Below are 19,387 nucleotides of genomic sequence, written 5' to 3'. Positions count from 1 at the left end.
TCCGCCGCAGGCGGATGCCGGGGGACATTCGCGGAGCAGGCCTGCCGGCTGCAGCGGCTCCCCGAGTTCGCAACGCCACGCGACCAAGCGGCCCACGACGGACTCGCGAACGCCCACCACGCCGCCCGCAAGAACAGTTCATACGAACAGGAAGGCCGCGCAATGCGCGGCCTTCTGCGTTGCGGCGTCCGGTCGCAGTGCCCCGCCCTTCCGGATCACCCATCACGGACCGCCATCCGCACCGGCCCTCACGGCCTGCGCGCGAGCGCCTCCTCGTCGCGGGCCTTGGGCAGCAGGTCCTGCTTGCTCACTCGCAGCACGCCGAAGGTGAGCAACGGACAGGCCACCAGGATCGAGGACGCGGTGCCGATCACGATGCCGATCATCATCGCCTCGGACATGCCCTCCAGCGAACCGCCGCCGTAGATGTACAGCGCCAGCACGGTCAGGAACGCCACCACCGAGGTGATGATCGTGCGCGACAGGGTCTGGTTGATCGACATGTTGAGAATCTCCAGCGACTCGCCGCGCATGCCCCGGAAGTTCTCGCGCACGCGGTCGAAGACCACGATGGTGTCGTTGATCGAGAAGCCCATCACCGTCAGCAGGCCCGCCAGCAGGGTCAGGTCGAACTCGCGGCCCGCCAGCGAGAACCAGCCGGCCACGATCACCACGTCGCCCAGCGTGGTGACGATCGCCGACACCGCGAACTTCCATTCGAAGCGGAAGGCGATGTAGATCAGGAAACCCAGCACCACGAACACGATCGCGTAGATGCCCTTCTTCGCCAGGTCCTGGCCTACCTGCGGACCGACGAACGAACGTCCCTTGATCGTGGCCGGGTTGTCCTCGGTGCCGGCGGCGCGAAGCACGTCGTCCGCGGTCCGGTTGATCGCCTCCGCGTCGCTGCCACCGTCCTTGGGCTGCAGCCGGATCATCAGGTCCGAGCCGGTGCCCATGGTCTGCACCTGCGCGCCGGGATAGCCGGCGGCCTCCAGGCGCTCGCGCACCGCGTCCACGTCGGCCGGCTTCTCGAACAGCAGCTCTACCGAGGTGCCGCCGGTGAAGTCCAGCGCGTAGTTGAAGCCGTTGACCGCGATCTGCACGATCGAGGCGACCATCATCACCAGCATGAAGATGACCGTAATCCAGCGCCAGCGCATGAAGTCGATGCGGGTGTTGGCCGGGATGAGCTGAATCGGGAAAAGTGCCATGTGTCTTCCAGTGGGTCCGGCGATCAGATGGCGATCGACTTGAGCTTGCGACGGCCGCCGTAGAGCAGCGTGGCCACGCCCCGGGAAACGGTGACCGCGGTGAACACCGAGGTCAGGATGCCGATCAACATCGTCACCGCGAAGCCGCGCAGCGGGCCGGTGCCGAAGGCGTACAGCGCCACGCCCGCCAGCAGCGCGGTCATGTTGGAGTCGAAGATGGTGCCCGAGGCCTTGTCGTAGCCGGTGGCGATGGCGGTGCGTGGCGGCAGACCGGCGCGCAACTCCTCGCGGATACGCTCGTTGATGAGCACGTTCGCATCCACCGACATGCCGATCGACAGCGCCAGGCCGGCAAAGCCCGGCAGGGTCATGGTGGCGCCGAACATCGACATCACCGCCACCACCATCAGCAGGTTGAGCAGCAGCGCCACGCAGGTGATCAGGCCGAACATGCGGTAGTACAGCGCGAAGAACACCAGGGTGAACATGAATGCGTACATCACCGCCTGGGTGCCGCGCGCCACGTTCTCGGCGCCGAGCGTCGGCCCGATCACGCCTTCCTCCACGAAGTCCATCGGCGCGGCCAGCGCACCGGCCTTGAGCTGCTTGGCCAGCGCGGCGGCTTCCTCGCGGCTCAGGCCGGTGGTCTGGAAGTCCTTGCCGAACACGCCGCGGATGGTCGAGGAGCTGATCACGCGCTCCTCGGTGCGCGACGAGCGCACCTCCTCGCCGTTGACCATGGTCACGGTCGGGATGCGCTCGACGTAGACGATACCGAGGCGATTGCCCACGTTCTCGAGGGTGTGGTCGAGCATCCGCTTGCCGCCCGCCGCATTGAGCGTGATCGAGACCGCAGGCATGCCGGTCTGCGGATCGACCTGCGGCTGCGCGTTGACCAGTTCGTCGCCGGCCACCAGCAGGCGCCGCGACAGCAGCAGCGGCTGCCCGTTCTGGTCGTAGTAGATGCGCGAGCCGGCCGGCACGTTGTTGTCGGCCAGGGCCGCCGCGGCCTGGTTCTCGTCGCCGGTGACGGCGCGGAACTCCAGGGTGGCGGTGGCGCCGATCAGGCGCTTGGCCTCCGCGGTGTCCTGCAGGCCCGGCAGCTGGATCACCAGGCGGTCCTCGCCCTGGCGCTGCAGCGAGGGCTCGGCCACGCCGATGGCGTTGATGCGGTTGGCGATGACGTTGCGGTTCTGCTCGATGGCGTCGGTGGCGATACGGTTCAACTCGCCCTCCGACAGGCGCACGCTGATGCGGTTGCCGTCGACGTCCAGGGTCGGGCCGCTGGTGGCCAGCGCCGCGCCGCCGCCGAGGCCGCCCATCGCCGTGACGATCTCGCTGCGCGCGCGCGCGGCATCGGCGGCGTTGGCCAGGGTGACCAGGATGCTGCCGTCCGGCCGCCGGTCGGCGCCGGTGTAGCCGATCCGGGCCTCGCGCAGCGCCGTGCGGATGGCGTCGGCGTAGCCGTCGAGGCGCTTTTCCAGCGCCGCCTTCTGGTCGACCTGCATCATGAAGTGCACGCCGCCCTGCAGGTCCAAGCCCAGCGACATCGGCCGTGCGCCCAGCTTTTCGAGCCAGGCCGGCGTGGTCGGCACCAGGTTCAGCGCGGCCGAGTAGTCCTGCCCCAGCGCAGGGCGCAGCACGTCGGAGGCGCGGGTCTGGGTGGACGCATCGGGCAGGCGCACCAGTACCTGGTCGCCCTCCAGCGTGATCGAGCGAGCGCTCACGCCGGCTTCGGTCAGCAGCCCTTCCACGCGCTGTACCAGGGCCTCGTCCACCACCGCCGCCGGGCGGTTCTTGGTGACCTGCACCGAGGGATCCTTCTGGTAAAGGTTCGGCAGCGCATAGAGCGCGCTGAACAGCACCACGATCAGGATGAGGGCGTATTTCCAGCGGGGAAATTCAAGCATTGCAGGTATCGCCTGGCGAAAGGGGGCGCACCCCCGGGGGCCGGTCCCCGACGCATCGGGGAACCGTCACGGCATCGCGCCGTCCGCGGGACTGCCGCGGTGATGGGTCCTCGGCCTCAGGCCGACTTGAGCGTGCCCTTGGGCAGCACGTTGCCGATGGCGCCGCGCTGCAGGCGGATCTCGACGCGATCGGCGATCTCCACGGTCACGAAGCTCTCGCCCAGCGCGCGCACCACGCCTGCGATGCCGCCGCTGGTGATCACCTCGTCGCCGACCGCCAGCTTGTCGATCATGGCGCGGTGTTCCTTCTGCTTCTTCATCTGCGGGCGGATCATCAGGAAGTACATGACCGCGAACAGGATCAGGAACGGCAGCACGGCGCCCATCAGGCTCGGGGCGGCGGGCGCACCGGCGGCCTGGGCGTGGGCCGGGGCGATGAGCAGGTCAAGCAGGTTCATGGCGACATCCGTCGGAAAAATAGCGGGGAATTATGCCACGGCCCCGGCGCGCCCCGACGCGGGACCCGGGCGGCCGGCGGCCGGCGGCCGGCGGACCTGCGGCCCGGGGCCGGGCGCCGCGGCGCAGGCCGGGACGGTCCCGGCAGCCGCTAGCGCGGCAGCCGCAGCGCGTGGAAGGACTCGCGGAAGGCGGAGAAGGTTCCCGCCGCGATGGCCGCGCGCATGTCGGCCATGAGCTTCTGGTAGTGCCACAGGTTGTGCAGGGTGCCCAGGATCGGGCCGAGCATCTCGTTGCAGCGATCCAGGTGCCGCAGGTAGGCGCGGCTGTAGCCGCCGGCGCAGGCCGGGCAGCCGCAGCCCTCCTCGATCGGCCGCAGGTCCCGCTCGTACTTCGCGTTGCGCACCCGCACCACGCCGGTGGACGTGAAATAGTGGCCGTTGCGCGCGTTGCGGGTCGGCATCACGCAGTCGAACATGTCCACCCCGCGGGCCACGGCCTCGACCAGGTCCTCCGGCCGCCCCACGCCCATCAGGTAGCGCGGGCGGTCGCTCGGCAGCTGCGGACAGGTGTGCTCGAGCATGGCGTTGCGCTCGTCCTCGGTCTCGCCCACCGCCAGGCCGCCGATGGCGTAACCGTCGAAACCGATCCGCTGCAGGCCCTCGGCCGAGCGCGTGCGCAGATCGTGGTGCACGCCGCCCTGCACGATCCCGAACAGGGCCGCGTCATTGCCCTCGTGGGCACGTCGGGACCGCTCCGCCCAGCGCAGCGACAGCTCCATCGAGCGCTCGATCACGCGCTTGTCGACCGGCTTGCCGTCGACGTTCACCGGCGGGCACTCGTCGAAGATCATGACGATGTCGCTGCCCAGCACCTTCTGGATGTGCATCGACTCCTCGGGACCGAGGAAGACCTTCGAGCCATCGGTCGGCGCCGCGAAGGTGGCGCCGGCCTCGGTGATCTTGCGCCGGTGCGCCAGCGAGAACACCTGGAAGCCGCCGGAGTCGGTCAGGATCGGGCCATCCCAGCGCGCGAATCCATGCAGGCCGCCATGCGCCTGGATCACCTCCAGGCCGGGGCGCAGGAACAGGTGGAAGGTGTTGCCCAGGATGATCTGCGCGCCGGTCTCGCGCACCTGCTCCGGCAGCATGCCCTTGACCGTCCCATAGGTGCCCACCGGCATGAAGGCCGGCGTCTCCACCACCCCGCGCGGAAACGTGAGCCGGCCGCGGCGCGCGGCGCCGTCGGTGCTGAGGAGATCGAACTGGAGGCGGGACATGGGCTGGGCAGGGTTCAATGGGTGATGGACGCAGGGCGCGCGGCACCCCGCGGCCGGCTTGCGCCGGCGCCTCCGTGCGGCGGCGAGCCGCGACCGGCGTCGCGGCACGGGGGCGGCGCAGGCCGTGCGCTGGAAGATGAGGGGGGCGACGCCCCGGCACGGGCGATGTGCACGGCAGGGGGGCGCATATTGTAGGCGCAGCACCGCGACCGCCGCGGCTACGCGAATCGCACCAGCCCGTCCTGCAGCAGCCGCAGCGCCAGCCGGGCCCCGGCCGGATGCGTGATGCCCTCCGGCAGGTCGGCCTCGACCGTCTGCCCGCCCGCCAGGCGCAGCAGCGCCACCCGGCCCGGTCCACGGAAGGAGACCGCCACCACCTCGGCCTCGATCGTGCCGTCCGGATCGGGCAGCAGCCGATCCGGACGCAGCAGCACCCGGCCGCCGCCCGCCAGGCCCAGCGCGGACGCCGGAACCACGCAGCCGCGCCCGATGAAACCGGCCACGAACGGATCGACTGGCCGGGCGTACAGCGTGGCCGCGTCGGCCCACTGCAGGATGCGTCCCCGGTCCATCACGCCGATCGCATCGGCCATCGCGAAGGCCTCGGCCTGGTCATGCGTGACCAGCAGCGCGGTGGTCCCGGTACGGCGCAGGATCGCGCGCAGCTCCGCGGCCAGGTGCTCGCGGGTATCGATGTCCAGGTTGGAGAAGGGCTCGTCGAGCAGCAGCAGCGCGGGCGACGGGGCCAGCGCGCGCGCCAGCGCCACGCGCTGCTGCTGGCCACCGGACAGCTCGTGCGGCCAGGCGCCTGCACGATCGGGCAGGCCCACCAGCGCCAACATCTCGGCCACGCGCGCCTCGCGTTCGCGGTGCGGCCACCGCACCAGCCCGAAGCCGACGTTGCGCGCCACGTCTAGGTGCGGGAACAGCGCATAGTCCTGGAACATCATGCCGACCCCGCGCCGTTCCGGCGCCAAGGTCAGTCCGACTGCCGACAGCACCGTTCCGTCCAGCGCGAGCTCGCCGGCCTGCAGGGGTTCGAATCCTGCGATCGCGCGCAGCACCGTGGTCTTGCCGCAGCCCGAGGGGCCGAGCAGGCACCCGACCTCGCCCCGCGCCAGGTCCAGCGACAGCCCGTCGACCACGGTCCTGGGGCCGGCCGGCGTCGGGTACGCCACGCGGATATCGCGCAGTTCAAGCAGCGCCGCGCCTGCCGCTCCGCTCATCGCACCGCCCCCTCGCGCGCGTAGGCCAGGCCGGTGCGCGCCAGCAGGATGACCGGCAGCAGGCCGGCCAGCACGATCAGCAGGGCGGCCACCGCGCCGTCCTCGTAGGCGCCGCGGGCGGCATCGGCGTAGAGCCAGGTGGCCAGGGTTTCGAAGTTCAGCGGCCTCAGCAGGAGGGTGGCCGGCAGCTCCTTCATCGCGTCGACGAACACCAGCAGCGCCGCCGCCGCGAGCGCCGGACGCAGCAGCGGCAGGTGCACGTGCCACAGCATCGCCGCAGGCGCATGGCCCAGGCCGCGCGCGGCCTGGTCGAGCGATACCGGAATCCGCGCGAGGCCGGCCTCGGTGCCGCCGGCGGCGATGATCGCGAAACGCAGCGCATAGGCCAGCACCAGGGCCGACACCGAGCCCATCAGCAGCATCCGCGGCGGGATCCCGGCCCATTCCAGCAACTGGTTGCCGCCTGCGTCGAACCAGGCCAGCGGCGCCAGCAGACCGATCGCCAGCACCGTGCCCGGCACCGCATATCCCAGGCTGCCCGCACGCAGCGCAAGCTCGGCCAGGCGCGGCGCGCGGCGCGCCTGCGCCAGGCGCAGCGCCCAGGCCAGCACCAGGCCGGCGCCCACGGTCAGGGCGGTGGCCAGCGCCGCCACCCGCAGCGTGTTCCATGCGCTGGACCACAGCATCGGCGAGACGCCGCCGCCCTGCCCCAGCCGCTGCCAGGTTTCGGCCAGCAGGTAGGCGGTGGGCGCGACGAAGCCGACCAGGACCGGCAGCACCGCCAGGGCCAACGCCAGCCAGGCCGCGGCCCCATCCAGGCGCTGGCGCTGCATCGGCCTCGGCCGTAGCGTGCTGGCATAGCGCTGGCGGCTGCGTCCATGCCGTTCCAGCGCGATCAGCGCCATCACCAGCAGCAGCATGGCCAGCGCGATCTGGGCCGCGCCCGGCAGGTCGCTGCGCGTGATCCAGGTGGTGTAGACCGAGACGGTGAGCGTCTGCACGCCGAGGAACTCCGAGGCGCCGATGTCGTTGAGCGTCTCCAGCAGGGCCAGCGCCGCGCCGATCGCGATCGCCGGCCGCGCCAGGGGCAGCGCCACCCGCCCGAACAGCGCCACCCGCCCGGCGCCGAGCGTGCGCGCCGCTTCCAGCAGGCTGGCCGCCTGGGTCATGAACATCGCGCGGGTGGTCATGTACACGTAGGGATAAAGCACGAAGCCCAGCAGCACGATGCAGCCAGCCAGGCCGCGGATGTCGGGCAGGCGGAAGTCGCGCGGGCTGTCCACGCCCAGCAGCGTGCGCAGCAGCGACTGCACCGGCCCTAGCGGGTGCAGCAGGTCGAGGTAGGCGTAGGCGACGATGTAGGTCGGCACCGCGAGCGGCAGCAGCAGCGCCCAGGCCATGGTCGCGCGGCCGGGAAATTCGTAGGCGGTCACCAGCCAGGCCGCACCGGTGCCCAGCGCCACCACCAGCGTGCCCACGCCCAGCAGCAGCAGCAGCGTGTTCCAGGCCGCGCGGGGCAGCACATTGGCCGCGATATGGGACCAGAGTCCCTCGCTGCCCTGCGCCGCGGTCCAGGCCAGCGCCAGCAGCGGCAGCAGGACCCCGAGAGCGATCAGCACCGCCGCCAGCAGCCAGCCGTCCACGCGCGGGCGGGCGCGCGGGACGCGGGAGGGCACGGCGACGGCCAGGGCGGTCATTGCGGCACTACGGCGGGGTGGTGGCGGTCAGGTCGATAGCGGGAGGAGGCAGCGGCCGCCGGGCTGGCGCGTCATCGACGAGACCGCGCGGGCTTGGGCAGTCCGGGCACCGCACGGACTGCCGCCACCGGCCGCAGGGCACGCCCGGCTTGGCCGCGAGCCACCATCAGGCATCAATTGTCGAACCCGACACGGTCCACCAGCTCGCTGGCCTGCTTGCGGTAGCGCGCGACCTCGGTCAACGGCAGCGCGTCGATCTTCATCTCGCCGAAGCTGGCCACCACTGGATCGAGTTCCACGCCGGCCTTCACCGGATACTCGTAGTTGGCCTTCGCATACAGGCTCTGCGCCTCGTCCGAGACCAGGTATTCGAGCAGCTTCACCGCGTTGTCGCGGTTGGGTGCGTGCGCCGCCACCGCAGCGCCGCTGATGTTGACATGGGTTCCGCCATCGGCAGCACTGGCGAACACCGGGCGGACCACCTGGATCGCCTCGCCCCACTGGTGCTGCTCGCTGCCGGGCTCGGCGTTCTTCATGCGGCCGACGTAGTAGGCGTTGGCGATGCCGATGTCGCAGATCCCGGCCAGGATGTCGCGGGCCACGTCGCGGTCGCCGCCGGCGGCCTTGCGCGCCAGGTTGTCCTTGACTCCGCGCAGCCATTCCTCGGTCTTTTCCGCGCCGGCGTGGGCGATCATCGCCGCGATCAGGCTGGTGTTGTACGGGTGCTGGCCGGAACGGATGCACACGCGGCCCTTCCACTGCGGATCGGCCAGCTGCTCGTAGCTGAAGCCGTCGAGCTGCAGGTCCTTGTCGGCGTACAGGATGCGGTCGCGCAGCGACAGCGCGAACCACTGTCCTTCGGCGCCGCGCAGGTGGGCGGGCACCGCGTCGGCAAGAACCTGCGACTGCACCGGCTGGGTCTGGCCGTTGTCCACCAGGTCCAGCAGGTTGCCGGTGTCGACCGTCATCAGCACGTCGGCCGGCGAACGCTGCCCTTCCGCGCGTACGCGCTCGAGCAGGCCATCGCGCACGAACACGGTATTGACCTTGACCCCCGAGGATGCGGTAAAAGCGTCCAGCAGCGGCTGGATCAGGCCCGGCTCGCGGGTGGTGTAGAGGTTGACCTCGCCGGGCGCGGCCTGGGCGGCATCGGCCGCCGGTGCCGATGCAGGCGCCTGGGGCTCGCGCTGCCCGCAGGCGGCCAGCAGGACCAGGGCCGCGAGTGCGGGTACGCGGACGGCAAAGGCAGGACGCATCATCGACTCCTCAGTGTTCGGGGGCGCAGGGCCGAGGGGCCGCCGCGGAAATGAGAATTGTACTCATCCGCTTCCTTCACGGCACCCTGCCCGGCCCTGGCACGGACAATCCGTCCATCAGGCGGCGAAGCGGTGCCCCAGCAACAGCATCGCGTCGCCGTAGGAGAAGAACCGGTACCGCTCGCGTACCGCGTGCGCATACGTGGCCAGGATCCGTTCGCGCCCGGCGAAGGCCGACACCAGCATCAGCAGGGTCGATTCCGGCAGGTGGAAGTTGGTCAGCAGCGCGTCCACGCTGCGGATCCGGTAGCCGGGGAAGATGAAGATGTTGGTCTCGCCCGAGTGCGGATGCAGTTCACCATCGACCGAGGCGCTCTCCAGCGCGCGCACCACGGTGGTGCCGACCGCGACCACCCTGCCACCTGCCTCGCGCGTGCGCCGCACCTGCGCCACCAGGCCGGCCCCGACGTTGATCCATTCGCTGTGCATCGCGTGCTGGCGCAGGTCGTCGGCGCGCACCGGCTGGAAGGTGCCGGCGCCGACGTGCAGGGTCACGTGGCCCGCTTCGATCCCGCGTGCGCGCAGGTCGGCCAGCAGCGCATCGTCGAAATGCAGCCCAGCGGTCGGCGCCGCCACCGCGCCGACCTCGCGCGCGAACACGGTCTGGTAGCGCTCGGCATCGTCCCGGCCCGGCGCGCGACGGATGTAGGGCGGCAGGGGCAGCCGTCCGGCGCCCAGCAGCCAGGATTCCAGCGCGCCCTCCACCTCGAACTGCAGCTGGTAAAAGCCGCCGTCGCGCTCGAGCACTACCGCCGTGCCGCCAGCATCCAGCGCGATGCGCGCACCCGGCCGGGGCGGCTTGCTCACGCCCAGCTGGGCGCGCGCCCGGTTGCCCGGCAGCAGGCGCTCGATCAGGATCTCGACCCGCCCACCGGTCTCCTTCTGCCCGAACAGCCGCGCCGGGATCACCCGGGTGTCGTTGAACACGAGCAGGTCGCCGGGGCGCAGCCAGTCGCCCAGCTGGCGGATCGTCGCGTCCAGCAGCGGCGCTTCGCCCGGCGGCACCACCAGCATGCGGCTGGCCGAGCGTTCCGGCAGCGGCTCCTGCGCGATCAGTTCGGGCGGCAGGTCGTAGTGGAAGTCGGATTTCTTCATCGGGGAATTGTAGGGCCCGGACTGCACCGCGATTGTCTGGTCCGATCCGGCGCGGTCGGGTTTTCCTTTGCTGGATCGTGCCTTCGCATCGCAAGGAAGGCCGGGCTCCGGACGCCGCGTGGCCGCCTGGGGGGCGCTGCGACCGGCGGGCCTGCTCCGCGAATGTCCCCCGGCATCCGCCTGCAGGCGGATGCCTCCTCCTTGATTTCGCTGCGCAGGCCCACCTGTCGCAGCGCAGGGCTTCGGACACCAGGGTCGCATCGCCGCGCGGACGGTCAGTAGCGCACTCCATGGCACGACAGGCGGCTGGCGGCTGGCGGCTGGCGGCTGGCGCATCCTCATATCGCTGCGCTGGCGCGGCGTTGCCGCGCATGGCGTCGGAGGCGGCGGTGCATCGCCCCGTGTGGCGTCCGGCCCAGTCCTCGAGTTCGCCCTCTTTACCGCTCGAATTTCGTCGACAGGATCACCGCCGAGGTCGTGCGCTCCACCCCATCCAGCGCGCCGATGCGGTCGGTGAGCTCGTCCATGTCGACGACGGTGGGCACCACGCCCATCGCCACCAGGTCGTGGGCGCCGCTCACCGAATGCAGGCTGCGCACCTGCGGCATCGCGTGCAGGGCCTGGACCACCGCGGGCATCTGCTTGGGCAGCACCGTGATCAGGATGTGGGCGCGGATATGTCCGCGCTCGACTTCCTCGTCGACCCGCACGGTATAGCCGCGGATCACGCCTTCGCGCTCGAGCCGCTCGATCCGGCTCTGCACCGTGGTGCGCGACAGCCCCAGCCGCCGCGCGATCTGGGCGGTGGACGCGCGGGCGTTCTCGCGCAGGGCGGACAGCAGTTGGGCATCGGCCGGGGTGATCTTCATGGAATACGCAAAAACCTTCGTCGATTCGCCGAAATCATACGGAAATTCGCGCAGATCCACCCTGTCTTGCGACGAAGGGATCGAGATAATAGGAATCTGGCCGCCTCTTCGGTGGCCTTCCCCACCCCCGCGTGGCGCCCGGTCCAGACGGCGCCTGCCCGTCCCACAGGAGTAGCCATGTCGATCACACGTGCCCTCGCCCCCCTGCGCGCCCACGGCGGCCTGCGTCGCACCACTGGCCTGGACGACGCCACGATCGAGCGCCTGGCCGCGCGCCATCCGGAGCTGGGCGAAGCCATCGAGGCCGCCGCCGCCGAATACGCGCGCGTGCGCGACGACTTCGCCGAGCTGCTCGAACTCGATGAAGCGGCGCAGATGGAGGCGGTGCAGGCGGGCTACGTGAACTTCTACCCCACCGACGCGGTGAACCCCTACGTCGCACTGACCGCGCGCGGGCCCTGGATCGTGACCCTCAAGGGCGCGGTGGTCCACGACTCGGGCGGCTACGGCATGCTCGGCTTCGGCCACGCGCCCAAGGCGGTGCTGGAGGCGATGGCCCGACCGCAGGTCCTGGCCAACGTGATGACGCCCAGCCTGTCGCAGCTGCGCATGGATCGCGCCCTGCGCCGCGAGATCGGGCACAGCGCCGGCGGCTGTCCGTTCGCGCGCTTCCTGTGCCTGAACTCCGGTTCCGAAGCGGTGGGTCTGGCCGCGCGCATCGCCGACGTCAACAGCAAGCTGATGACCGATGCGGGCGGCCGCCACGCCGGCGCCAGGATCAAGCGCGTCGTGGTCAAGGGCAGCTTCCACGGCCGTACCGAGCGCCCGGCGCTGTATTCGGACTCCACCCGCAAGACCTACCAGCAGCACCTGGCCAGCTTCCGCGGCGAGGATTCGGTGATCGCCATCGAGCCCTACGACGCCGACGCGCTGCGCCGCGCCTTCGCCGATGCGCAAGCCAATGGCTGGTTCATCGAGGCGGTGTTCCTGGAGCCGGTGATGGGCGAAGGCGATCCCGGCCGCGCCCTGCCGCGTGCGTTCTACGATGTCGCGCGCGAACTCACCGCCGCGCACGGCAGCCTGCTGCTGGTCGACTCGATCCAGGCGGGCCTGCGCGCGCACGGCGTGCTGTCGATCGTCGACTATCCCGGCTTCGAGGGGATCGCGGCGCCCGACATGGAGACCTACTCCAAGGCACTCAACGCCGGGCAGTACCCGCTCTCGGTGCTGGCGGTGACCGAGGCGGCCGCACAGCTCTACCGCACCGGCGTGTACGGCAACACCATGACCACCAATCCGCGCGCGCTGGACGTGGCCTGCGCGGTGCTCGAGGCGATCACGCCCGAGCTGCGCGCCAACATCCGCGAGCGCGGCAAGGAAGCGGTCGCCCGCCTCGAGGCGCTCAGGGCCGAACTGGGTGGCCTGATCACCGGCGTGCAGGGCACCGGCCTGCTGTTCTCCTGCGAACTGGCGCCGCAGTTCAAGTGCTATGGCGCAGGTTCCACCGAGGAATGGCTGCGCGAACACGGCATCGGCGTGATCCACGGCGGCGCCAACTCGCTGCGTTTCACCCCGCGGTTCGAGACCACGACCGACGAGCTCGAGCTGCTGGTGTCGATGGTCGGCAGGGCTCTGCGCGAAGGGCCGCGGCGCCAGGCGGCCGAAGCCGCCTGAGGCCCCGCGCCTGCGCGACGCGGCCTGGTCCCGCGCCGCGCAGGCGCTTACGCGCCGGCTTCGCCCGCCGCGGCCTGCGGGGGAGCGCGAGCGAACCACAGCCGCCACGACCGTGCGCTGTCATTGCCCCGTACCCGCGAACCGCACCATCGCCTCGGCAACCAGCGCCTTCGCTTCGCGGGCATCGCCGAATCCGTCCAGCGCCACATCGCCGCGCCCCGCCGGCAGCGCCTTGTACACCCGGAAGAACGCTTCGATCCGCGCGCGCGTCGCCGCCGGCAGGCCGTCGATGTCGCGGACGTCGGCGAAGGCGGCGTCGACCGCGTCCACCGGCACGCCGATGATCTTGTCGTCCTGCGCCCCGCCATCGCGCATGCGCAGCACGCCCACCGGCCGGAACCGCAGCAGCACGCCTGGCTGCAGCGGCGCCTGCGTCAGCACCAGCGCATCGAGCGGATCGCCGTCGCCGGCAAGCGTGCGCGGCAGCGAGCCGTAGTTGGCCGGATAGGCCACCGGCATGGCCAGGACCCGGTCCACGTACACCAGGCCGTCCTCGCCGATCTCGTACTTGATGGCACCGCCCGCGGGAATCTCCACCGCCAGCAGGACTTCTTCCGGCGCCTGCGCAGGCTGGGCGGCCTGCAGCGGATGCGCGACCGTGTCGCGCGCCTGCAGCGGGGCCGACAGGCACAGCGCGAGCAGCAGCGGCCATGGCCCGCAGCGACCCGCTGGAGACCGCTGCGCCGACCTCATTCCCAGCACCGGTCTGCGCGGCCGGCGAGCGTGCGTTCGCGCGCACAGCGGCGCTCCGCCATGCGACCCTCGACCTGCTCCTCGATGCGCTTGGCGCCCGCGCCGGCATCGACCAGGGTGAAGGCGTCGTACAGCTGCCCGGTCGTGGTGCGCGCCTCGTAGGACAGGCGCTCGCCCTCCAGGCGCAGGATCTGGAACAGCTGCAGGTCTTCGCCGACCGGCGACATGCTCGCGCGCGCCGCCTCCGACACGCGGTACTGCTTCGGCCCGGCGACGGACACCACGTACTGCGGCGTGGCCGACCCGGTCCGGCCGGCGCGGCGCCCGTAGGTGTGGTCGTGCCCCTGCAGCACCAGGTCCACGCCATGGCGTTCGATCACCGGCTGCAGGTGCTGCTGCAGCGCCCGGCTGTCGCGTCCCGCGCGCATGGCATGCACCGGCTGGTGCAGCAGAACGATGCTCCAGCGCAGCGGATTGTCCGCCAGCACGCGGTCCAGCCACGCCGCCTGGGCGGGGCCGCCCTCGAGATCCAGGACCGCCGTTGCGTCGAGCACCACGATCCGGATGCCCTGATAGTCGAACCAGTACGTGGTGCGCTCCACGCCCGACGCGCCGTTGCCCGCCAGAGCGAAATGCGCCTGCCAGGGCTGCCCCAGCACCCGCCGCTCGCGCGGCGTGTCCTCGAACTCCTCGAAGAACTCGTGGTTGCCCGCGGCCGGCGCGAACAGCGTCGTCGCCGACAGCGGCGCGGTGGCATCGAACCACTCGCCCCATTCGATATCGTCCACCGCTTCGCTGACCAGGTCGCCGGCGAACAGCGCCAGGTTGGCGCGCGGCGCGTGGCGCACGGCCTCGTGCATCACCCGCGTGACCAGGCTGGCGTTCTTGTTCTGGGTGTCGCCGAAGTACAGCAGCTCCAGCGGCGCGCCCGCCGGCGACGCCGTGCGCAGTTGCCGCCACGGACTCCAGGTGCCCTGCCCCTGCACGCGCCACGCATACAGCGTTCCGGGCTGCAGCCCGTCGACGATCGCCTGGTGGTGATGCGCCATGCCATTGCCGCCCGTGAGCGCGCGCGTGACCGCGGCAATGCGTCGCGGCGGACGGCCTTGCCGCCACTGGTCGGGCGAGTCGCTGGCCAACGCGATCTCGAGCAGCGGCGCGCGCACGCCTGGACCGGTGCGCCATGCCACCTGGAAGCCGGTGGCCGCATCGGCTGCGGGCGAAGCGACGATGCGGTCGGGAAATTCCGAGGGCGCGTAGCGGAGCGCACCGGCCGGCACCAGCGTATTGGGCTCGGGTGCGCGCGTCTCCCCCGCCATGCCGGCCGCCAGGGCAGGCCACAGCAGCAGCGCCGCCAGCACCTGTCCCGGGTGCACGCGCCTGCGCATTCAGGGCGATCCGCAGGTGGGCAGGGACAGCGCCTGGGCGATCCCGCGCCAGTCGAAGGCCACCATGCCCTGGTCGTCATGCACCGCGTACAGCGCGCCCTCGGGGAAGCGCTGCGAGGGGGCGTCGTGCAGCCAGATGCCGTCGGTGTTGGCCACGGACGGGCCGGTTATCGCACCGACGTGCGCCAGCGTGGCGCGATCGAACAGATGGAACAGGGTGCGGCCCTTGCCCTGCTCGGTGGTGATCCACCAGCCACCGCCGCCGGCGCAGGTCTTGAGCATGATCCCTTCCGCCTGCGCGCGCAGGAACTCGGCGCCGATGGTGCGGCCGCTGAAACGGCCCTGGAGATCGTAGACCTTGAACTCGTTGGCGTAGGTTTCGTCCTCCTCCGCCACCAGCAGGCGGTCGTTGTCCGGATCGCCCCACAGCGATTCGACCACCCGCAGCGCACCGGCCGGCGAGGTGTCGCCGAAGGCGGCGACATGGCGCACGTCGAATCCCCCGCCGTCGCGCGCCAGCGCGAACCGCTGCACGCGGCGGTCGAGCTGCTCCAGCGGTGGCAGGATGTCCTCGCCCTGCGCGTCTTCACCGGCCATGTAGGCATCGGTCACATAGACCTCGTAGGCCTCGCCGCTGCGATGCACCCACAGCCCGTAGGGCAGCTGCAGCACGTCCGCGCCGAACTGCGCCACGCTGCGCATGTCCGGCAGTTGCAGCACCTGCACGCGGCGGTTGTCGCGTTCGACCACGAAGGCCAGGTCGTCGACCACGGCGATGCCGTTGGGACGGTCGAACTGGCCGAGGCCGGGCCCGCGTGTTCCGACATGGCGCACGAAGGCGCCGGTCGCGCCGTCGTACACCACCAGCCGGTGCGTGGCCTTGGCCGTGGCCAGCACCAGCACCCGGCCGTCGGGCGCGGCCCAGCTGGCCACCGAATCGATGTTGTCCTCCGGCGTCATCGGCGTGGCGAAGGCCTCGGGCACGGACACCGCGCTGGCGTCCGGTGCGGAACGCAAGGCCTCGCGACGCAGGTCGGCGCGATCCTCCGCATCCGCAACCGGCGTGGCGTCGGGCGCAGGACCTGCGCCGCAGGCAGCCAGGGCGAACGCGAGCGATGCACCGGCGAGAAGACGGGCGCGCGCCGCGCGCCGGAGTGAGTCGGGTTGCATGGACATCCTCAGAAGTTGACCTTGGCCCCGAGCGCATAGCTGCGCCCGTAGAGTTCGTTCTGCAGGGTGAATCCGCGCGAGCCCTGGTACAGCTCCAGCGGTTCGTCCAGCAGGTTGGACGCTTCGAAGTACAGGCTCCAGCGTGCCCCGATGCGATAGTCCAGGCTGAAGTCGAGTTGCGTATGCGGCGCGACCCACAGGTCGTAGCGCGCATCGTCGCCGATCCCGTCGAGGTACTCGCTGCGATGCACCGCGGCCAGGCGCGTGCTCAGGCGGTCGTTCTCCCAGCCCAGGTGTGCGCTGTACAGGCGCTCGGAGGACAGCGGCAGGGAGAAGGTCTCGCCCGCGCGGTCTGCGGTGCCGGCCACGAACTCGGTCTCGAGCCAGGTGCCGCCCAGTCCCACCAGCAGGCCGCTCCAGGCGCCGGGCAGGAAGTCGAGCTTCTGCTGCCAGTTCAGTTCCAGGCCCAGCACCTGCGCGTCCTCGCCGTTCACCGGACGGGTGACGTCGTAGCCGGGGAAAGCGGGATCGCTGCCGGTCCAGGTCTCGACGATGTAGCCGTCGATCGACTTGTGGAACAGACCGGCCGAGAAGAGGCCGGCGTCGCCGATGTAACGCTCGAACGAGAGATCGAGGTTGAGCGACTCGTAGGGATCGAGCTGCGGGTTGCCCAGCTCCACTTCCCCGTCGTCGCGGTTGATGCTGGCGCGCGGCGAAATGTCGCCGAACGTCGGGCGGGCGATGGTCTTGGTGACCGCGCCGCGCAGCACCCAGTCGCCATCGGTGTCGTAGCGCAGGTGCAGGCCCGGCAGCACGTTGGTGTAACTGCTGGCGGCGCTGGTGCGCGAGGTGGACAGCACGCCGTCCGCGTCCAGGTCCACCATCCAGCCGCCGGCCTCGAATTCGGTGCGTTCCACACGGGCGCCGGCGATCACGCGCAACGCGCCCACGTCCACCGTGGCCATCAGGTAGCCGGCGAGCACATCCTCGCTGGCGGTGTAGTCCTCCACCAGCGAGACCATGGTGTTCTCGGCCGCGTCGCCCGGGCGTTCGGAGAACAGGGCGCGGTTGCCGGCCAGCCAGTCGCGCATGGCGCGCGAGGACATGCCGTCGCCAAGATGGCCGTGGCGGTAGGACGGCGAAGGCGTGGTCCAGCCTGCCAGGTCGACCTCGGGGCCGATGCGGTATTCGGCCTCGTCCACGTTGACGTCGCGGTCGCGCCAGCGACCGAGGATGCCGGCCTTCCACGTCACCGAGTCGCCGGTGTGGGTGACATCGAACTGGGCGCTCAGCGATTCGTCGTCCACCTGCTTGGGCGCCACCACCAGGCGGTCGAGTCCGTAGTTCGCATTGCGCAGCCAGGCATCGGCGCCCGCGGGATCGAGCACATCGAAGGCCGGCACGCCGCCGGGTCCGACGCGCACCGCCATGTCGTCCTCGCCCAGGTACTCGAAGCGCATCTCGACCTCGTCGTCGACGCGCTCGCGCACCTTGGTCCAGCCGATCCGGTAGTCCAGCTGCGTGGCATCGATGCGGTTCATGCCGCCCGCGCTGGCGGTGAAGGTGTCCTCGGCCTTGGTGCGGTAGCGCAGCCGGCGGCCGAAATCGTCGGCGGCGATGTCTTCCACCATCCAGCGCGCGCCGTCGTAGCCCGCGATATCGCCCTCTCCGAGCGGGATGATGTGGTTCTGGCGGGTTTCGGCGTCGGTGAAGTCGGTGTACAGCGTGCGCAGGAAGTACTGGTTGTCGCGGTCGGGCCGCCAGTCCAGATTGAGGTTGACGCCCGTGCGCTCGCGGTTGATGGCGTACTTGCGGCGCTGCATCTCCAGCGGCATCAGGCGCTCGCCGGCCACGTCCTCGAACTGGTCGTCGTACTCCACCTCGACGTTGTCGGACTCGTAGTCGCGGTCCTGCCAGCTCAGACCCAGCGCCACGCCGAACGTCTCTCCATAGACCTCGCTGAAATTGAACGCGGCCTTGGGACTGGTCTGGCCGCTGAGCGCCTGGTGGCTGGCCTCGAGCTTGGCCCGCAGGCTGCGGCCCCTGCGGTCGAAGGCCGATGCCGATTCGACCACGATCGTGCCGCCCAGCGAGTCGCCGGGCATGTCGGGGGTCGGTGCCTTGACCACGGTGAGGCGCTCGGTGGACTCGGAGGGAATCACGTCCAGCGGCGCGGCGCGGCTGCTGTCCTCCGGCGTGCCCATGGCGATGCCGTCCACCGACACCGCGTTCTGCGCGGCATCGAGGCCGCGGATCACCACGTAGCGGCCCTCGCCCTGGTCACGGGTGACGCTGATGCCGGGCAGGCGCGACAGCGATTCGCCGACGTTCTGGTCCGGGTACTGGCCCATCGAGTCGGACGACACGCCGTCCTGGATCGTGTCCGCGCTGCGCTTGGCATCCACCGCGCGCAGCTGCGATTCGTACTGGGCGCGCACGACGACCGCATCCAGATCGACCGCATCGGGGCCAGGCATCGGCGGCGCGGGCTGCTGCGCGACGGCCGGGGAAGAAGCGGCCAGCGCCAGCGAGATGGCGAGGCGGAGCGGATGGCGACGCGGCATATGCGGATCCGGGTGTGAATACCGGATGGGCACGCTATTGCGCCCGGGTTGCAGGGCGATGACAGCCTCCCCTGGGCCCGGCTCCCGCGCTTCCGGCTCCGACACGATTGCGTCACACTGGCCCGATGAAGACGATCGAAGTCCAGCACCCCCTGGTGCAGCACAAGATCGGCCTGCTGCGCGACGCCTCGCTCAGCACCAAGGCCTTCCGCGAACTGGTGACCGAACTGGGCACCCTGCTCGCGTACGAGGCCACGGCCGACCTCGAGACGGAAGCGGCCACGATGTCCGGCTGGGCCGGCGCGGTGACCGTCCGCCGCATCGCCGGGGCCAAGATCACCCTGGTCCCGATCCTGCGCGCCGGCCTGGGCATGCTGCCGGGCGTGCTGGCGGTGATCCCGGCGGCGAAGGTGAGCGTGGTGGGCCTGCAGCGCGACGAGGAAACGCTGCAGCCGGTTCCCTACTTCGAGCGGCTCACCGGGCGCCTGGACGAGCGCGACGCGCTGATCCTCGACCCGATGCTGGCGACCGGCGGCACCCTGGTCGCCACCATCGACATGCTCAAGCGCGCCGGTGCCCGCCGGATCAAGGGCATTTTCCTGGTCGCCGCGCCCGAGGGCCTGGCCGCGCTTGCAGCCGCGCATCCGGACGTGGAGGTCTACACCGCGTCCATCGACGAGCGGCTCAACGAGAAGGGCTACATCCTGCCCGGCCTGGGCGACGCCGGCGACCGCATCTTCGGCACCTGCGTGGATTGATCCACGCGCAGGAAGGCT

Annotated in this window: 15 protein-coding genes; 2 read left to right on the top strand and 13 right to left on the bottom strand. The window is 70.9% G+C overall.

The genetic code is table 11. The annotated features are described in order from the left end of the window. Positions 1–248 precede the first annotated feature (248 nt). From secF to ACQYVW_RS11900, 9 genes are all read right to left on the bottom strand, one after another. Positions 249–1,214 (bottom strand): protein translocase subunit SecF, encoded by a 966-nt coding sequence (secF, locus tag ACQYVW_RS11940; protein WP_434947123.1) that lies wholly within the window; start codon positions 1,212–1,214, stop codon positions 249–251. Positions 1,215–1,237: 23 nt separating this feature from the next. Next, complete coding sequence (secD, locus tag ACQYVW_RS11935; protein ID WP_434934202.1) at positions 1,238–3,124, bottom strand: protein translocase subunit SecD; 1,887 nt, start codon at positions 3,122–3,124, stop codon at positions 1,238–1,240. 116 nt (positions 3,125–3,240) lie between these two features. Continuing rightward, the gene (gene yajC, locus ACQYVW_RS11930) at positions 3,241–3,582 is read right to left on the bottom strand and encodes a preprotein translocase subunit YajC (protein ID WP_434934201.1); all 342 of its coding nucleotides are present in this window, start codon (positions 3,580–3,582) and stop codon (positions 3,241–3,243) included. Between the two features lie 149 nt (positions 3,583–3,731). After that, entirely contained in the window at positions 3,732–4,859 is a 1,128-nt protein-coding gene (tgt, locus tag ACQYVW_RS11925) for a tRNA guanosine(34) transglycosylase Tgt (protein WP_434947122.1), read from the bottom strand. Between the two features lie 218 nt (positions 4,860–5,077). After that, entirely contained in the window at positions 5,078–6,085 is a 1,008-nt protein-coding gene (locus ACQYVW_RS11920) for an ABC transporter ATP-binding protein (protein WP_434947121.1), read from the bottom strand. Further along, positions 6,082–7,782, bottom strand: coding sequence for an ABC transporter permease (locus ACQYVW_RS11915; protein ID WP_434947120.1), 1,701 nt, complete (start codon positions 7,780–7,782; stop codon positions 6,082–6,084). The genes ACQYVW_RS11920 and ACQYVW_RS11915 overlap by 4 nt, the downstream gene beginning before the upstream one ends. A 173-nt stretch (positions 7,783–7,955) precedes the next feature. Continuing rightward, a complete protein-coding gene (locus ACQYVW_RS11910) occupies positions 7,956–9,038 on the bottom strand; it encodes a Fe(3+) ABC transporter substrate-binding protein (RefSeq protein WP_434947119.1) in 1,083 nt (360 codons plus the stop codon). A 117-nt stretch (positions 9,039–9,155) separates the two neighbouring features. Beyond that, positions 9,156–10,193 carry a tRNA preQ1(34) S-adenosylmethionine ribosyltransferase-isomerase QueA gene (gene queA / locus ACQYVW_RS11905; RefSeq protein ID WP_434947118.1) on the bottom strand — a complete coding sequence of 346 codons (1,038 nt, stop codon included), beginning with the start codon at positions 10,191–10,193 and terminating at the stop codon, positions 9,156–9,158. A gap of 437 nt (positions 10,194–10,630) precedes the next feature. Continuing rightward, a complete protein-coding gene (locus ACQYVW_RS11900; protein WP_434936233.1) occupies positions 10,631–11,062 on the bottom strand; it encodes an Lrp/AsnC family transcriptional regulator in 432 nt (143 codons plus the stop codon). A 177-nt stretch (positions 11,063–11,239) separates the two neighbouring features. On the opposite strand from ACQYVW_RS11900, the gene ACQYVW_RS11895 reads away from it, so the two are divergent. Beyond that, positions 11,240–12,736 carry an aminotransferase class III-fold pyridoxal phosphate-dependent enzyme gene (locus ACQYVW_RS11895; RefSeq protein ID WP_434936235.1) on the top strand — a complete coding sequence of 499 codons (1,497 nt, stop codon included), beginning with the start codon at positions 11,240–11,242 and terminating at the stop codon, positions 12,734–12,736. A gap of 120 nt (positions 12,737–12,856) precedes the next feature. Here ACQYVW_RS11895 and ACQYVW_RS11890 read toward each other — a convergent pair whose 3' ends face one another. The 4 genes from ACQYVW_RS11890 to ACQYVW_RS11875 all read right to left on the bottom strand — a co-directional run bounded on the left by ACQYVW_RS11890 (position 12,857) and on the right by ACQYVW_RS11875 (position 18,611). Beyond that, positions 12,857–13,489 (bottom strand): inorganic diphosphatase, encoded by a 633-nt coding sequence (locus ACQYVW_RS11890; protein WP_434935057.1) that lies wholly within the window; start codon positions 13,487–13,489, stop codon positions 12,857–12,859. Next, complete coding sequence (locus tag ACQYVW_RS11885) at positions 13,486–14,808, bottom strand: purple acid phosphatase family protein (protein ID WP_434935085.1); 1,323 nt, start codon at positions 14,806–14,808, stop codon at positions 13,486–13,488. Before ACQYVW_RS11885 ends, ACQYVW_RS11890 begins: the two co-directional genes overlap by 4 nt. A gap of 69 nt (positions 14,809–14,877) precedes the next feature. Beyond that, on the bottom strand, positions 14,878–16,047 hold the full coding sequence (locus ACQYVW_RS11880) for an NHL repeat-containing protein (protein WP_434935059.1): 1,170 nt from the start codon (positions 16,045–16,047) through the stop codon (positions 14,878–14,880). An 8-nt stretch (positions 16,048–16,055) separates the two neighbouring features. Beyond that, positions 16,056–18,611, bottom strand: a complete 2,556-nt coding sequence (locus ACQYVW_RS11875) for a TonB-dependent receptor (protein ID WP_434935061.1) — start codon at positions 18,609–18,611, stop codon at positions 16,056–16,058. A gap of 125 nt (positions 18,612–18,736) precedes the next feature. Between ACQYVW_RS11875 and upp the strand changes: the two genes are divergently transcribed. After that, positions 18,737–19,369 (top strand): uracil phosphoribosyltransferase, encoded by a 633-nt coding sequence (upp, locus tag ACQYVW_RS11870; protein WP_434947117.1) that lies wholly within the window; start codon positions 18,737–18,739, stop codon positions 19,367–19,369. Positions 19,370–19,387 lie beyond the last annotated feature (18 nt).

It is taken from the genome of Luteimonas campi, assembly GCF_051162505.1.
Taxonomy (GTDB): domain Bacteria; phylum Pseudomonadota; class Gammaproteobacteria; order Xanthomonadales; family Xanthomonadaceae; genus Luteimonas.
This window is presented reverse-complemented; position numbering and strand designations above follow the sequence as displayed.

What these genes read in the sequence shown, in the direction of transcription:
- ACQYVW_RS11885 (WP_434935085.1), bottom strand. Translation starts at nt 14,808, where the DNA reads ATGGCGGGGGAGACGCGCGCACCCGAGCCCAATACGCTGGTGCCGGCC.
- ACQYVW_RS11875 (WP_434935061.1), bottom strand. Translation starts at nt 18,611, where the DNA reads ATGCCGCGTCGCCATCCGCTCCGCCTCGCCATCTCGCTGGCGCTGGCC.
- secD (WP_434934202.1), bottom strand. Translation starts at nt 3,124, where the DNA reads ATGCTTGAATTTCCCCGCTGGAAATACGCCCTCATCCTGATCGTGGTG.
- tgt (WP_434947122.1), bottom strand. Translation starts at nt 4,859, where the DNA reads ATGTCCCGCCTCCAGTTCGATCTCCTCAGCACCGACGGCGCCGCGCGC.
- ACQYVW_RS11880 (WP_434935059.1), bottom strand. Translation starts at nt 16,047, where the DNA reads ATGCAACCCGACTCACTCCGGCGCGCGGCGCGCGCCCGTCTTCTCGCC.
- yajC (WP_434934201.1), bottom strand. Translation starts at nt 3,582, where the DNA reads ATGAACCTGCTTGACCTGCTCATCGCCCCGGCCCACGCCCAGGCCGCC.
- secF (WP_434947123.1), bottom strand. Translation starts at nt 1,214, where the DNA reads ATGGCACTTTTCCCGATTCAGCTCATCCCGGCCAACACCCGCATCGAC.
- ACQYVW_RS11915 (WP_434947120.1), bottom strand. Translation starts at nt 7,782, where the DNA reads ATGACCGCCCTGGCCGTCGCCGTGCCCTCCCGCGTCCCGCGCGCCCGC.
- ACQYVW_RS11895 (WP_434936235.1), top strand. Translation starts at nt 11,240, where the DNA reads ATGTCGATCACACGTGCCCTCGCCCCCCTGCGCGCCCACGGCGGCCTG.
- ACQYVW_RS11890 (WP_434935057.1), bottom strand. Translation starts at nt 13,489, where the DNA reads ATGAGGTCGGCGCAGCGGTCTCCAGCGGGTCGCTGCGGGCCATGGCCG.
- queA (WP_434947118.1), bottom strand. Translation starts at nt 10,193, where the DNA reads ATGAAGAAATCCGACTTCCACTACGACCTGCCGCCCGAACTGATCGCG.
- ACQYVW_RS11900 (WP_434936233.1), bottom strand. Translation starts at nt 11,062, where the DNA reads ATGAAGATCACCCCGGCCGATGCCCAACTGCTGTCCGCCCTGCGCGAG.
- ACQYVW_RS11910 (WP_434947119.1), bottom strand. Translation starts at nt 9,038, where the DNA reads ATGCGTCCTGCCTTTGCCGTCCGCGTACCCGCACTCGCGGCCCTGGTC.
- upp (WP_434947117.1), top strand. Translation starts at nt 18,737, where the DNA reads ATGAAGACGATCGAAGTCCAGCACCCCCTGGTGCAGCACAAGATCGGC.
- ACQYVW_RS11920 (WP_434947121.1), bottom strand. Translation starts at nt 6,085, where the DNA reads ATGAGCGGAGCGGCAGGCGCGGCGCTGCTTGAACTGCGCGATATCCGC.